Genomic DNA, 13,685 nt, shown 5'->3' on the forward strand with positions numbered 1-13,685 from the left:
TGGCCCATCATCTTCACAGTGCGTGCAGTTGCGGGTCCCACAGCTTCACGGCGCGCTCCAGCCAGCGCAGCTCACGCGGGCTGTCATAGCGCGCCGTCCGGTAGCGCCAGGCCGAAGCGGCACGCAGCGCCGCCTTCTGCCAGCCGGGTGCGCGGATGTCCGTCAGCGTCGGGAAGCGACAGCCCAGCACGGTGCGGAAGTCGCGGATGCGCTCGCGCAGCGCGGGGCTGAGCCAGGGCGCATCCTTGTGGCACCAGTAGTCCACCCATTCTTTCTGCGCCCAGGCGTCGGCGCTGTCTGGGAAGGTGAAGCCGCGCGGCAGGGCGGGGTCGCGGGGCGTCCAGCGGCCATCGCCAAGCCGGCGCGGCGGCAGCGGCGTGTGGATGTGCAACATGATCTCGGCGGCCGGGTGCAGGCGCTTGACCTGGCGGATGAAGGCGAAAGTTTTCTCCGTCTCGCCCTCGGGGTCATGCGGCGGCGCCAGCATGAAGGAAAGCTCGGGCACCACGCCGTTGGCGCGGCAGGTTTCGACGACGGCCAGGGTCTGGTCGACCCTTGTGCCCTTGCGCATGTCACGCAGCATGCCATCGCTGGGTGACTCGGCGCCGATATAGGCCATACGCAACCGGCTGCGCCGCACCAGGGCCCAGGACGCGGCGGACAGGCCTTGCAGCGCGTCGGCGCGGGCATAGCACCACCAGGGCATCTGCAGCCGCGCCAGCACCTCCAGGAGCGGCTGCATGTCGACCTCGCGGTCGAAGAAGTTGTGGTCGTAGAACTGCACCGAGTCTGCGCCGAAGCGGGTCTGCAATAGCCGCAGGTCACGCTCCAGGCGTTCGGCCTCGGGCAACGCCGTCTTGCCGCGGAACATCGCGGCCACGCCGCAGAAGGTGCAGCGGTAGCGGCAGCCCAGGGCCGCCTGGTAGCCGGTGGTGCGTCGGCCGAGATAGGTCGGTCCGACATAGCGCTGCGGGTCGTCGACCTCGTCGTAGCTGACGTCGAGTTGCAGCGGCGCCGTCGAGAAGGCGCGGTCGGCGTTGTGCACGATCTCGCCGTCGCGGCGCCATGACAGGCCGGCAACTTCGTCCAGCGGTGTGCGCTTGTTCAGCGCATCGAGCAGCTCCATGAAGCCCTGCTCGCCCTGGCCACGCAGTGCGTAGTCCACGCAGTCGCTGTTCAGCGCCGCGTCCGTGCACAGCGTCGGGAAATAGCCGCCCCAGACGATGGGCAGCTCCGGCGCGACGGCGCGGATAGCGCGCGACACGGCCAGCGCCGCCGGCAGCTGTGGTCCACCCATGACCGAGAGGCCCACGGCCACGTAGCCACCGTCGCGCACCGCTGCCGCGGCGGTCTCGGGCAGATGGCGGTCGAGGTTGCCGTCAAGGATGCGCGTTTCGTAGCAGCCCTTGAGCGCCGCGGCCAGGTGCATGACGGCCAGCGGGAAGCGCGCGTTGGACGTGATGCGCGGGTTGATGAGGAGGATGCGCGTCATGCCAGCACTTCCTCTTGCAGCAGCTCCAGCCCGGGCTCACGCAAAGGCGTTGCCTGCAGCGCGGCGACGAGATGCGGCGCCAGCGCCTTGGGCCGGCCGTCGATGCGAACCGGCACGAGGCCGAGGGCCTCGCCGAGATCGGCATCGGCATACAGCGGCCGGCCGGCCAAGACGACAAGGCGCAGGTCGGCTCGCGTCGCGCTCGCCAGTGGCAGGCCCGCCGGCAGCGCGATCAGGTCGGCGCGCAGGCCCACATCCAGCCGGCCGCGGTCATGCAGGCCCAGCAGGCGCGCGGCGCCCTCGGTGACCCAGGATTCCAGGCGCTCGTCGCGCCAACCCGTCAGCTCACGTACCAGGGCCAGCTCGGCCAGCAGGTCACGCCCGCCGCTGATGCGCGAATCGCTGCCCAACGCCAATCGACCGCACGCAAAAAGCCAGTCGGCATCCAGCGTGCGGCCGAAGAGATGCAGGTTGGAACCGGGGCACCAGATCAGGCCAGCGCGGGCTTCGACCATGCGGCGCTGCTGAGCCGCATTCAGGCCCAGGCCATGCACGAGCAGTGTTCTGGGAGCGATGCAGCCCAGGGCTTCGAGGCGGTCAAACTCCAGCGCCGCGGCCGTGTCGATGCCCTCCGCCGCATGGACGATCCATGCGCGGCCCGGGCGCGCGGCCTGCCGGGACTCGCGCACGGCCTCCTCGCCATCCAGCGCGAGGGAATGCGACCAGCCGCCCAGCTCGAGCACATCGACCGGGAAGCCCGCGTCGTCCAGCGCCGCATCGTGTGGGTCGTGGTGGGCCACCGACGTCACGCCGCTGAGCAGGTTCTTCAAGCCGCCGATGAAGAGCCGCTCGGCTCTCGGCACGGCGCGATGTGCCAGCAACTGTGGGTCGGTCGACAGGCGCGGCGTGATGTCGGCGATCCATTCGCTGGCATTGCGATAGCGGTCCCTGAACTTCAGCCGCGGCAGCGCGGCGTTGAGCTGCAGGTGGTCGTGGGCATTGATGAGGCCGGGCAGCAAGCGGGCGCCACCGAGGTCCACACGCCGGCCACCGGCTCCGGCAGCGATGCGCCCGCCATCCGTGCCCAGGCTCATGCCATCGGCCGCATTGACGAAGTGCAAGTTCATGGTTTCACCAGCCTCATTGCCAGCACGACAGCCAAGCCGTTCCACCGCGCATAGAAAGCTTCGGAGCCCGTGAAGGGCTCGCACAGCTCGCGGCCGACGCAGACCTCGCGACTGGCCTCCAGCACCAGGCCGGCCCGCCAGGCCGCTGCCAGATGGGCATCAGGGTCGTGCAGGGCATGCAGCAGCTCATGGCGCTGGCCGGCGGCGTCGGTGAAACTGCGCGTCATGCCGGCGCGCGCGGCGGCCGGATGGAAGTCCGAATAGACAAGCTGCCCGCCGGGCGCGAGCACTCGGGCCGCCTCGGCCATCCAGGCGTCCAGGCTGGGCGCGTGGCCGACGGCGAGGCCACTGACGATGACGTCGAAGCTGGCCGCCGCGAAAGGCAGGTTCAGCATGTCGGCCCGCACGCGATGGGCGAGCGGCGCGCGCGTCAGCATGCCGGCCGACAGATCGCTGCCGACAACAAGGGCCGCGCCTCGCTGCTGAAGCAAAAGACCGTAGCGCCCGCTGCCGCAGGCCAGGTCCAGCACACGCCGGCCCGCCACGTCGGGGCACATGGCGAGCACGGCTTCCTGCTCGGCGCGCATCAGCGGGTTGTGGGGCAGCGGCGGATAGCTTTCTGCCCAGAGGTCGTAGGCCGCTTCGTTGGCAAAGGCACTCATGAAGCGAACCACTTGGAACAGACGCAATGCGCACATTCGGGCCGGTTCCCGGCATGGATGGCAGCGCGCAAGCGGCGCATCGAGGGCGCGTTCAGCCCCTCGCTCAGCCCTGCATCGCCAAGCCGCGAGTTGCCGGCGATGAAGAAGCAGGGCCTCAGGCCACCGTCGGCCTCGATGACGGCCGAGTGCTCGGGCGCGTTGCAGCGCACCGGCGGAGGCTCGCCCAGGCCCAGGCGCGCGCGATAGTGGGCCTCGATGCGGCGCAGCTTGGGCGGCGTCTCGGCGATGAAGCCGCTGGCGAAGTCGGCAGCGTGGTCGCGCTCCAGCGCGTCAAGGGCAAGAGTCAGCACGGGCAGGTCTTCGACCCGCAGCGCAACGCCGTCGACCGGTTCACCATGGTGGCGGCCAAAGGCCTCGGCGTGGCTGACATCGGCGGCGAGGAAGGAGATGCTGGCAGCGCCGAGCTTGCGCGCGAGCGCCACGAGATCGCCCAGTTCACCGGCATTGCCGCGCTGCACGGTCACGCGCAGGCCCACGTCCAGGCCCTCGTGCACGGCAGCGCGGATGCCGGCGCAAACGGCCTCGAAGGCGTCCAGGCCGCGGATGGCCGCATAGCTCGCCGCGGTGCTGCCGTCCAGCGACACGGTGACCTGGTCGAACCATCGCGCCACCTCGGCCGCGTGCTTGGCCAACGCAAGGCCAGCCGTCAGCAGCCAGAGCTGGTGGCCCTGGCCGCGCAGCAGAGCGGCGATCTCGGCCCATTGTGGGTGCAGCAGCGGCTCGCCGCCTGAGACCAGGACGGTCTCGGTACCCAGCTCGCGCAGGCCCGGCAGCAGGCCCTTCACGGTCTGGATGTCGATGTCACGCCGCCCATGCCGCCAGTAGTCGCAGCTGACACAGCGCGAATTGCAGCGCTCGGTCAGGTAGAGCGTCGCCAGCGGCAGGCGCTCGATAGGCGGCGCCAGCGAAACAGGCCGCTCGACGATGGCACTAGAACATGCCATGCAGCTCGACAAAGCTCTGCCGCCGGTTGTCGATCGCGTTCTGCGGGATGCCACCAAACTTGCGATAGCCCGCGCGCAGCTGTGCGAAGGCGAAGGGCGTGTACTCGTAGACGAGGCTGTAGCGCACCTTGTTGTCATGGGCCACACGGCGGTCGGGGTCGAGGTACTCACCGGTGAGCTTCAGGTTGTGGCCCTGCTGCACCAGCCAGTTGGCCTCCAGCAGCGTCGCGACTTGCTTGCGCTTGCCCTCGGGATAGCCGGCATCGCTGATCATGTCGATCTCGGCCAACCAGGCCACCGGCCCCGTCGTCGTGCCGGCGAAGAGGCCGTAAGCCTGGCGGTTCCCCGCTGCCGACTTGACCTGCGCGGCCGCTGCGCCGACGCGGCCCCAGGGCTGCATCCAGATGGCCTGGGCCGTCGTCTGGTGGCCGTTGGAATTGCCCGTGTTGCCTGGGCCGTTGCTGCGCACGAGCTGCAGGGACCAGTCATCGCTTTCGTGCCCCAGCTCCAGGCCCTTGTCGGGCACGGTCATGCTGACCCCGCTGAGCTGGCGAACGAAGGCCAGGCTGTCCTGCAGGCGCCAGCCAAAGGGCAGGTAGAACTGGCCGGCCTTGGCATACCAGCCCAGGCCGGGCGTCTGCAGGCGCACATAGGCCTCCTGGCGCTCGGACTTGCCGGGCGCGACCTGCTGGTCGAGGTAGGCGCCGAGGTAGTCCTTGATGAGCTGCACGTCGGCGTACAGGCGCACCTGCTCGGTACCGCCAACGCTGCGCGTGGGCTGGCCCGAGACGGAGGTGCGCGTCGTCGCGGTGCGCAGGTCCCCACCCAGGCGCAGGCGATCGTCCAGCAGCGAGCCGGTCCAGCCCTGAAGTGCATCGGGCAATGTGTTGGCCGGGATGACGTTCTGCGCGAAGGTGTTGCCCACCGCATTGCGCAGGCCGCCGCCGGTTGGGTTGACATGGCAGGCCACGCATTTGAGGCCGGCGCGGATGGCGAGATAGGGCTCGGCGCTGGCGCTTGAGAACAGCAGCGCGAAGGCCAGGCCGAGAAGCAGTCGTGCGGCCTTCATTTCTGGGCTCCGTTGTTGATCCATTGGCGGATCAAGCCGATGGTTTGGGCGTCCAGATAGGGGCCGCCCAGCGGCATGCGCGCGCCGACGGCCTGGTGGCCTTCGAGCTTGTGGATCAGGTAGCTGTTGTCCGCATCGCCCGGCGCCACGCGCTTGAGCGCCGGCACGCCGCCGCTGGATACACCCACCAGCATCGCGAAGCTGTTGGTCGCGTCCAGCCGCAGGCCGCGTGGCGCGGCCGCGCCGGCATGGCAGGCTGTGCAGATCGGCGTGAACACATGCGACTGGATGGAGCTGAAGCTGGCCGTCATCGGGCCGCTGGGGTCGTCGCCCTCGCCGAGCGGCCGGCCGTTGGCGTCCAGCCCTTCACCGCTGCCGCCGCCACAGCCCGCGATCAAAGCGGCCGCAGCGCCCAACGCAACCACCCATGGTTTCCAGATCTTCATCACTGCCCTTTCCTGGCTTCACTGCGGCGTGAGTGCCAGCGCCTGCAGCGCAGGTTCAAGGCAAGCTAGGGATTCAGAACGCGGTCGTCAGGCCGAGCACCAGCGTGCGCCGGCGTGTCGCGTCCGTCCAGGTATAGGGCCCGCCGCGGCCGGCTGCTGTCCAGGCAAGCTGCAGCTCGCTGCTCGTGCCAAGTTGCCAGGAGGCACCCAGGCGCAGGTCTGCACGCGTCGCGCCATGCGGCTCGGCATAGGGCGAGGCCCGACCGCCGCGGCCATGCAGCAGGCCAACATGACCCAAGGCTGCCACGCCCCGCGCCAGCGGCCATCGCAGGTTGAACTCGGCATAGACGCTGCGCTGGCCAATACCGTAGTAGTCGGGCGAGACGTACGCGCGCAGGTTCCAGCGTTCTCCCAGCAGGCCGGCATAGACCTCCTGATAGTCGTAGTTCGACACGTTCTCATAGGCATGGGCCACGATGCCGGCCTCGCCGTCCAGGCCCGGCGCCAGGCCGAAGACCCGGCCGCCATAGAGCTGCAGCGCGGCGCCACGCCGTTGGGAGAAGCGGGCATGCGCCAGCTGTGCCCCACCATACCAGCCGGCCTCGCCGTCCCAGGCCAGGCCAAGCTGGGCGCTGGGACGGTTGGCGCTGTACGACATGCCGCGCTCCCGCGCATCCGTCTGCAGCGACAGCGTGCCGCCCACGTCGGCCCAGGCTGCGCCCGCGCCGGCCAGCAGCGTGGCGACCAGCGTCGTCAGTCGGGCCAGGTGCGCGGGGGGAAACATCAATCGGCAGTTTGCCCCAGCATCGTGCAGGTTGCGCCGCGAGTGCCGGCGTGGCGGGCCAGCGTCGCGCAGCTGTCGATGCGGCCCTGGGCGGTGTTGACCAGGGCCGTCTTCAGCGCCAGGGTGCCGCGCGTGCCGTCGAGCTCGCGCACCAGGGCGAGCAGGCCGGTCGCATGCGCGGCCGCGAAGGACGATCCCGAGACCAACGACCAGCCGCCACCCACGGCCGTGCTGGGCACGTCACGCCCCGGCGCGATGACGGCGCCTGCGGGCAGTGGCGGCGCAAGGCCGACGACGAGCACGCCGGGATGGTTGGCCGGAAAGGGCCCGTTCTCGCTCGGCATCGCCGCGACCACGGTGGCGCCGCGCGCCTGGGCCTGGTCCAGCAGCAGCGCGAGCAGCCGGTCGTCCGGCCCACCCAGGCTCATGTTGATGATGTGGGCACCCTGCTGGATGGCTGCGTACAAGGCCTTGGCCAGGCCCAGGCTGGTGCACAGCGTCTGGGTGCCCGCCGCCTGCCAGCAGGCGCGCAGGGCCAGCAACCGGGCTTGAGGCGCGATGCCGGCGATGCCCAGGCCGTTGTCGGCCCGCGCCGCGATGATGCCGGCCACCGCCGTGCCGTGGCCCTCGGCCGGCGGCGCCTTGTCGTCGACGAAGTTTTCGTTGACGGTGACCTGGCCGGCGAGGTCGGGGTGGTTGGCCTCCACGCCGCTGTCGACGATGGCCACACGCACGCCACGGCCGGTGGCCAACTGGTGCAACTCGGCCAGATGCCACTGGCCTGCGGCCGGCTGGGCTTGGTAGAGGGGCTCCTGCTGGCTGCCCTGGGCGCGGTAGAGGCTGACGGGCTGGGCCCAGGCGACGCGCCTGTCCTCGGCCACAGCCTCGGCGACCTTCGCCGAACTGCGCGTGTCCCCCTCGGGCAGGCGCATGACGAAGCAGTCCACGCCGGCCAGCGGCATGGCCCATTCGCTGCGCATCTCCAGCTTGTGGGCCTGGGCCAGTGACTGGGCGACCTGCTGGCGCGACTGCCGGCCCACGCCCTCGCCATAGGTGCCCGCATAGCTGCCGTCGGGCCGGTAATGGGCCTTGGGCAGCTGCAGCATGACGAGGACCTGGCGCTGGGCGTCCTCGGCCTGGGCATGGGCGCCACCGCCGGTCAGGCAGCAGGCCAGCAGTACCAGCAAGCGCCGCCAGAGTCTCATTGCGCCGGACCCGGTTGCAGCGGCTCAGCCAGGGCGATGATGGGCGCCGTGCGCAGGGCAGCCAGGCCGCGAGCGTCGACACGCAGCAGCCAGGCGCCGGTCTCGGTGGGCCCGGCGACGACACCGGCGCCCTGGGCTTTCAGCAGTTCCCGCACCGCCTTCTCGGTGGTGCCGGGCTTGAACATCACCAGGGCATCCGCCACGACCGGCACGCTGCCGCTGGCGGACAGGCCCTGGTAGGCCGGCTCGTCGGAGCGCGGCGCCAGCACCAGGAACAGCAACAACGCGACGGCCGCGCCCTGCAGGCCCAGGGCCCAGGGCATCCAACGCGGCGCACGGACAGGTTTTGCCTTGAGCGGCTGCATCAGCGCATGCATCTTTGCCAGTCCCGCCTCGACGTCGCCGCTGTGCAGCGGAGCACCGGCCACGCTCAGCAGCGTCTGCATGGGCTGCTCGGCCGCCAGCTCGTTGCGGCAGGCGGCGCAATGCAGCAGATGGCGCTGCACGGTGTCCATTTCGTCACCAGCCAGCTGACCGCGCGCATACCAGGGCAGCAAGGCCTGCATGGCTGCATGCTCATCAGGTTCCATCGGGATCACCACACTCATCACAGTTCTCCTTGCTCCAGCCCGGCGAGGTCGTCGAGCAGGAGGCGCAGCCGGCGCCGGGCGTAAAACATCCGCGTCTTCACGGTCTCAGGCGGGCAGCCGACGACGTCGGCGATTTCGGCATAGGCCATGTCATGGAAGTAGCACAGCTCCACGACGGCGCGGTGCTCCGGTGACAGCTCGGCCATCGCTCCGCGCAGCCGGCCGCGCAGCTGTTCCAGCCCCAGGCGCTGCTCGGGCCCAGGCCCGGGGTCGGACGGCTCCTCCACGCTGTCGCCGTCCACCGGCAGGTCCTGGCGGCTGAGCGCCTTCAGGGCCTTGCGATAGGCGATGCCGAAGATCCAGGTCGACAGCTTGCTGCGCCCGTCGAAGCTGTCGGCGCGCTGCCAGACCACCATCAGGGTGTCGTTCAGCACCTCCTCGATGGCCTCCGGCTGGCGCATCAGATGCGACAGAAAGCGCCACAGCCTGGGGTGGTAAACCCGATAAAGGGCGTCGAATTCAGCCCGCTGGCCGCGCTTGATGCCCTCCAGCAGGGTCAGTTCCAGCGCCTCGGCCGCCGGCCCGCGGGCAGAAGCAGCCGGTACTGCCGGGGCGTCATCGCGCTTTTTTCTGATGCTCGGCCACTTCAACATGCTCGCCACACGGGGTTCCAATGCGCATGAGTCCCGGCTCGGGGCCAGGAGGTTCAAAGCGATGGTAGCGAGCCCCCCCCCGAAACCGGGTTTTGCGGGCCGAGCGACGGGCCGCTCCCTAGCCGGCCCGCGTTGGCGATGTGCTCGTGGCTCAATGCCGCGAGCATCGCCGTCCCCTCGGGGGACCGGCCAGACTCGCTCGCGTTCAGCGATGCGAGGTTGGACGAGGGGCAGTTCAAGCCAGGCCGGCCAACGTCATTTCGTGCAGCCAGTGCGATTCGGCAAAGCCCTTGGTGTCATAGAGCTTCTTAAGCCGCGCGGTGGGCACCGGCAGCTTGCAGGTGGCCGCGGTGAAGTTCTGCTCGCCCTTGCCTTCCTTCCAGGCCGACTGCCAGACCGTCGCCAGCGTGACAGCGCCGTCGGCCATGCGGTTCATGGTGCGCTCGCCCAGTGCGGCCCACATCGCCGCCGACTGGCCGCGGCCATGCACCCGGCGGTAGACCTCCAGCACCTCCTCGGGCGGCAACTCCTCGATGGTGCGGCGCATCAGCTGCACGACGGCGTCCGCCGCGGCCATGGAGCCCTTGAACAGCGGGCGCTTCGCCGCCGCACCCACGCGCTGCTTGACGCCGACCACCACCTCGTCGGCCGCCTGGTTCAGCATGTCGTCCTCGTAGACGGCGTGCACCTTGTCGTCGTCGGCGTCGTCCGCCTGGCCATGGTGCAGATGCGAGACATGCAGGGGCTGGCAGGCATCGCCGATGTAGTGGGCCAGCACGCCGGCGGCGCAGACGTAGGCGTCGAGCTGCTTGGCGGCAGCGGCCTGCACCATGACCTTGTAGAGCTCGGCAACGCGAAAAGGCAGCGCGCCACGCTGCGCGGGTTTGCGGGCGGGGTCGATGCTGCTGTAGAACTGGTCCCACACCTGCGGGTCGCGCGACGCCGAGTCCTGCTGCCAGAGCTGGATCAGCGTCCTGCCCTGGAAGGTGGGCCCACGGCCGGGCTCGTCCATGTCGGCGAAGTGGTTGGCCTTGTCCTTGCCTCGGGTGCTGCGCCACACCAGGTCGGGCACATCGGCCAGGGCGATGAATTTGCTCGTCTGGGTGGCACCTGGCAGGTTGCCGGCGGTGATGTCCTCGTCGCTGACGCCGATGGCCGTCGCATTGGCCTTGAAGACGGCCTTGGCCTTGGCCGTCTGCAGCGCGAAGCAGGCGGCATAACCGATGTTGTAGTGGCCGACCTTGCCCCAGTAGCGGCTCTGGCCGCTGCGCCAGTCCTCGACGAGCTCGACGTTCAGCGCCTTGCACAGCGAACTGAAGCCGGTGGCCAGCGCGAACTCGGTGGCGCGGTTCGAATGCAGGGCGCCGAAGCCATGGCCGCCCCATTGCACGGCCAGCGGTCGGAAGTTCACCGGCGCAGGGGCGCCCTGGTCCTTGGCGGTGCGGTCGGCCACCTCGTCCCAGAACCACACGGCACCGGAGTCGCCCGGGCGCGTCTGCACGGTCTGGCCCGGCCGGCGCGGGCCGATGAGGAATTCCGCCAGCGCGTCCACGCCGCCCACGCTGGCATGGCGGTAGAACAGCCCGTGCACGCAGCCCTCGGTGCGGATGCCACCCGGCAGCTCCGTGAACAGCGGGCAGCCGATCAGGTTGAGGCTCATCTTGTCGGAGCTCAGGTCGATGACGGGGCCGAAACCGCCGACGCCCAGGTACTGGGAATTGGTCGAGCCGATGCTGTCGAGTTTGACGAGGGCGGCGTCCAGCGTCAGCCGGGTATCGCGGCCGGCAAAGCCGGGGTAGATGTCGGCCAGCGGCAGCGCGTCGACGCTGCGCGACGTGATGTGCCCAATGCCGACCTTCTTGCCACGCGGCAGCGCAAAGACTGGCGCGCCGGGCTCGGTGCCCGAGGTCACGTGGCGGCTGACGAGGGCGAAGGCGCAGGCGCCGTCCTCGACGATGGCCGAGGCGACGCCCATGCGCGTCGCGCCCTGGTCGGCCACATGGACCTGGAAATTGGGGCCGAACTTGTCCGCGGCATAGAGGGCCGTGTCGGCCGGTGGCAGGTTGGCCACGCGCCGCTGCACGAGCACGGGGCAGGTGCGCACCTGGCGGCCGTCGGGCAGGTAGAGCACCGGCGGCACCGCCAGCTCGGGGTGGCGGGACAGCGTCTTGCGGTCCAGCCATTCGGTGACGAAGACCAGCACGCAGGGCCAGGACCAGGGCCGGAAATTGCTGTTGTCCAGCGTCCGGGGGCCGAGCTCCTTGCCGGTCTGCTCGGCATGCTCGTCCGCATAGTTGGGATCGTCCAGCCGGATGCGGTAGCGGCCCATGGCCGTGCCGATGACGGTCGGCAGGTTGGCGATGTGGACGTGGTACTGGTCGCGCGCCTCCAGCAGGTCGCGCACGCTCAGGGTGCGCGGGTCGGCGCGGCGGATGAAGCGGTCCATGGGGTCTCCCGAAAGCGAGGAGAGTGTCGGCGCCACCTACGGCGCCGGCAAAGCCATTGGCACCCTCTCCTCATCAAGACTTGGGAGGCGCTATCGTTGCGGCATGAGCGAAGCCGGCGCCTTGCCCCTGGACAACCCGATTGCAGTCGGGACCGGTGAATCTCCCGACGCCGCGCCACAGCTCGTTGCGGGCGGCACCGAGGCCGGCGGCGCGCGTGAATGGCGGGTCAGCGGTGACTGGACGGTGCTGGCCCTGCGCGAGCGCTACGACGAGTTCCGCCAGCGGGTGGCTGCCGCCGTTGCCGAGACCCCCGATGCGCTGTGGGACCTGCGCACCCTGGGGCGACTGGACACCGCCGGAGCGCTGACGCTGTGGCAGGGCTGGGGCCGCAAGCCGCCGCGGCGGCTGCTGTGGCTGCCCGAGCACGTGACGCTGTTCTCGCAGTTCATGCAGCCCACTGCCTTCCCGAAGCGCAAGCGCAGCCTCGGCCCCGGGCTGGAACTGGCCAGCCTGAAGACCCTGGCCTTCGCCCGCCATGGCATCGACATCGTCGCCCTGGTGGGCCGACTGCTGCTGGACTTCGTGCAGATGCTGCGCCACCCCTCGCTGATCGGCTGGCGCGAGATCTCGGCCAATGTCTACCGCACCGGTGCCCAGGCGTTGCCGATCACGGCCCTGGTGGGCTTTCTCGTCGGGCTGACGCTGTCCTATCTGATCTCGAGGCAGTTGAAAGCCTACGGCGCCGACATCTTCGTCATCAACATCCTCGGCCTGGCGGTACTGCGCGAGCTTGGACCGCTGCTGGCGGCCATCATCGTCGCCGGCCGCTCGGGTTCGGCGATGACGGCGCAGATCGGTGTCATGCGGGTCACGCAGGAGCTGGACGCGCTGTCGGTCATGGGCATCTCGCACACGGTGCGCCTGGTGGCGCCCAAGGTCATCGCGCTGTCCATCTCGCTGCCGCTCGTGGCGGTGTGGACGAGCGCCCTGATGCTGTTGGGCGGCATGGCGGCGGCCCGCGCCCAGCTGGGGCTGGACCCGACGCAGTTCCTGCACACCCTGCCCAGCGTCGTCGAGCCGGTCAACCTGTGGCTGGGCTGGGCCAAGTCCATCCTCTTCGGCGGGCTCATCGCGCTGCTGGCCTGCCATTTCGGGCTGCGCGTGAAACCCAATACCGAGAGCCTGGGCCAGAGCGTCACGCAGTCGGTCGTCACGGCCATCACGCTGGTCATCGTCGTCGACGCAGTGTTCGCAGTCTTGTTCTCCACCGTAGGCGTTTGAGATGGAAAACCTGGAACCCATCATCGAAGTCGAGAACGTGACCACGGCCTATGGCGGCCATGTCATCCATCGCAACCTCAACCTGACCGTGCACCGCGGCGAGGTGGTGGCGCTGATCGGCGGCTCGGGCTCGGGCAAGACAACGCTGCTGCGCCTGCTCCTCGGCCTGGAAGTGCCCCAGGCCGGCAGCGTCAAGATCTTCGGCCACCCCTTGGGCCGCTGCGCGGTGCGCGACCTGGAGTGCGTGCGCTACCGCTGGGGCGTGCTGTTCCAGGCCGGCGCGCTGTTCTCGGCGCTGAGCGTCTACGACAACGTCGCCTTGCCCCTGCGCGAACTCAAGAGCGTGCCGGCCGACCTCGTCAAGCCGCTGGTCATGCTCAAGCTGGCGCAGGTCGGCCTCAAGCCCGAGGACGCGCTGAAGCGCCCGGCCGAGCTGTCGGGCGGCATGGTCAAGCGCGTGTCACTGGCGCGGGCGCTGATCCTGGACCCGCAGCTGCTGTTCCTGGACGAACCCACCGCCGGCCTGGACCCCGACAGCGCCAAGCAGTTCGTCAAGCTGCTGCGCCGGCTGCGCCAGGAGCTGGGCCTGACCGTCGTCATGGTCACGCACGATGTCGACACCCTGTTCGCCGTCGTCGACCGTGTCGCCGTGCTGGCCGACCAACGCATCATCGCCAGCGGCCCACTGTCCGAGGTCGCGCGCCTGCCGCATTCCTTTGTGCGCAACTTCTTCCTCGGCCATGTCGAGCGCTGCGCCGAGGAAGATGTGCGGCGTTTCCGCCTCAGCCTGGACGACACCAGCGATGAGGGCGGCGTGCCGGCCGTACTGCGAGAAGACGCTAACGTCTGAACAAAATGAATCAACCCCCACGCTCGCTTTGCTCGCTGCCCCCCGAGGGGGCGCGTCAGTGCCTTCGGACGGCCG

Annotated in this window: 13 protein-coding genes; 2 read left to right on the forward strand and 11 right to left on the reverse strand. The window is 69.8% G+C overall.

Annotation, left to right across the window (positions count from 1 at the left end; genetic code table 11):
* Nucleotides 1-13: 13 nt before the first annotated feature.
* From ASC95_RS24905 to ASC95_RS24955, 11 genes are all read right to left on the reverse strand, one after another.
* Entirely contained in the window at nt 14-1,492 is a 1,479-nt protein-coding gene (locus ASC95_RS24905) for a radical SAM protein (RefSeq protein WP_057300329.1), read from the reverse strand.
* Entirely contained in the window at nt 1,489-2,619 is a 1,131-nt protein-coding gene (locus ASC95_RS24910) for an amidohydrolase family protein (RefSeq protein WP_057300330.1), read from the reverse strand. Before ASC95_RS24910 ends, ASC95_RS24905 begins: the two co-directional genes overlap by 4 nt.
* Entirely contained in the window at nt 2,616-3,281 is a 666-nt protein-coding gene (locus tag ASC95_RS24915; protein WP_057300331.1) for a class I SAM-dependent methyltransferase, read from the reverse strand. The genes ASC95_RS24910 and ASC95_RS24915 overlap by 4 nt, the downstream gene beginning before the upstream one ends.
* Nucleotides 3,278-4,285 carry a radical SAM protein gene (locus ASC95_RS24920; protein ID WP_057300332.1) on the reverse strand — a complete coding sequence of 336 codons (1,008 nt, stop codon included), beginning with the start codon at nt 4,283-4,285 and terminating at the stop codon, nt 3,278-3,280. Before ASC95_RS24920 ends, ASC95_RS24915 begins: the two co-directional genes overlap by 4 nt.
* Nucleotides 4,272-5,354, reverse strand: a complete 1,083-nt coding sequence (locus tag ASC95_RS31240; protein ID WP_057300333.1) for a hypothetical protein — start codon at nt 5,352-5,354, stop codon at nt 4,272-4,274. The genes ASC95_RS24920 and ASC95_RS31240 overlap by 14 nt, the downstream gene beginning before the upstream one ends.
* Nucleotides 5,351-5,800 (reverse strand): hypothetical protein, encoded by a 450-nt coding sequence (locus ASC95_RS24930; protein ID WP_057300334.1) that lies wholly within the window; start codon nt 5,798-5,800, stop codon nt 5,351-5,353. The genes ASC95_RS31240 and ASC95_RS24930 overlap by 4 nt, the downstream gene beginning before the upstream one ends.
* Before the next feature lie 73 nt (nt 5,801-5,873).
* Nucleotides 5,874-6,584, reverse strand: coding sequence for a TorF family putative porin (locus ASC95_RS24935; RefSeq protein ID WP_057300335.1), 711 nt, complete (start codon nt 6,582-6,584; stop codon nt 5,874-5,876).
* Nucleotides 6,584-7,771: a S8 family serine peptidase gene (locus ASC95_RS24940; RefSeq protein ID WP_057300336.1), complete on the reverse strand. Its 1,188-nt coding sequence runs from the start codon at nt 7,769-7,771 to the stop codon at nt 6,584-6,586. The genes ASC95_RS24935 and ASC95_RS24940 overlap by 1 nt, the downstream gene beginning before the upstream one ends.
* A 14-nt stretch (nt 7,772-7,785) precedes the next feature.
* A complete protein-coding gene (locus ASC95_RS24945; protein WP_057300337.1) occupies nt 7,786-8,397 on the reverse strand; it encodes a zf-HC2 domain-containing protein in 612 nt (203 codons plus the stop codon).
* Complete coding sequence (locus ASC95_RS24950) at nt 8,397-9,032, reverse strand: RNA polymerase sigma factor (protein WP_082568079.1); 636 nt, start codon at nt 9,030-9,032, stop codon at nt 8,397-8,399. The genes ASC95_RS24945 and ASC95_RS24950 overlap by 1 nt, the downstream gene beginning before the upstream one ends.
* A gap of 235 nt (nt 9,033-9,267) precedes the next feature.
* A complete protein-coding gene (locus ASC95_RS24955; protein WP_057300338.1) occupies nt 9,268-11,478 on the reverse strand; it encodes a hypothetical protein in 2,211 nt (736 codons plus the stop codon).
* Between the two features lie 103 nt (nt 11,479-11,581).
* Between ASC95_RS24955 and ASC95_RS24960 the strand changes: the two genes are divergently transcribed.
* Together ASC95_RS24960 and ASC95_RS24965 are read left to right on the forward strand one after the other, a co-directional pair.
* Nucleotides 11,582-12,760, forward strand: a complete 1,179-nt coding sequence (locus ASC95_RS24960; protein ID WP_082568080.1) for an ABC transporter permease — start codon at nt 11,582-11,584, stop codon at nt 12,758-12,760.
* 1 nt (nt 12,761) lies between these two features.
* Nucleotides 12,762-13,610, forward strand: a complete 849-nt coding sequence (locus tag ASC95_RS24965; RefSeq protein ID WP_082568081.1) for an ABC transporter ATP-binding protein — start codon at nt 12,762-12,764, stop codon at nt 13,608-13,610.
* Nucleotides 13,611-13,685: the final 75 nt, after the last annotated feature.

The organism is Pelomonas sp. Root1217, assembly GCF_001425705.1.
Classification (GTDB): Bacteria; Pseudomonadota; Gammaproteobacteria; order Burkholderiales; family Burkholderiaceae_C; genus Pelomonas.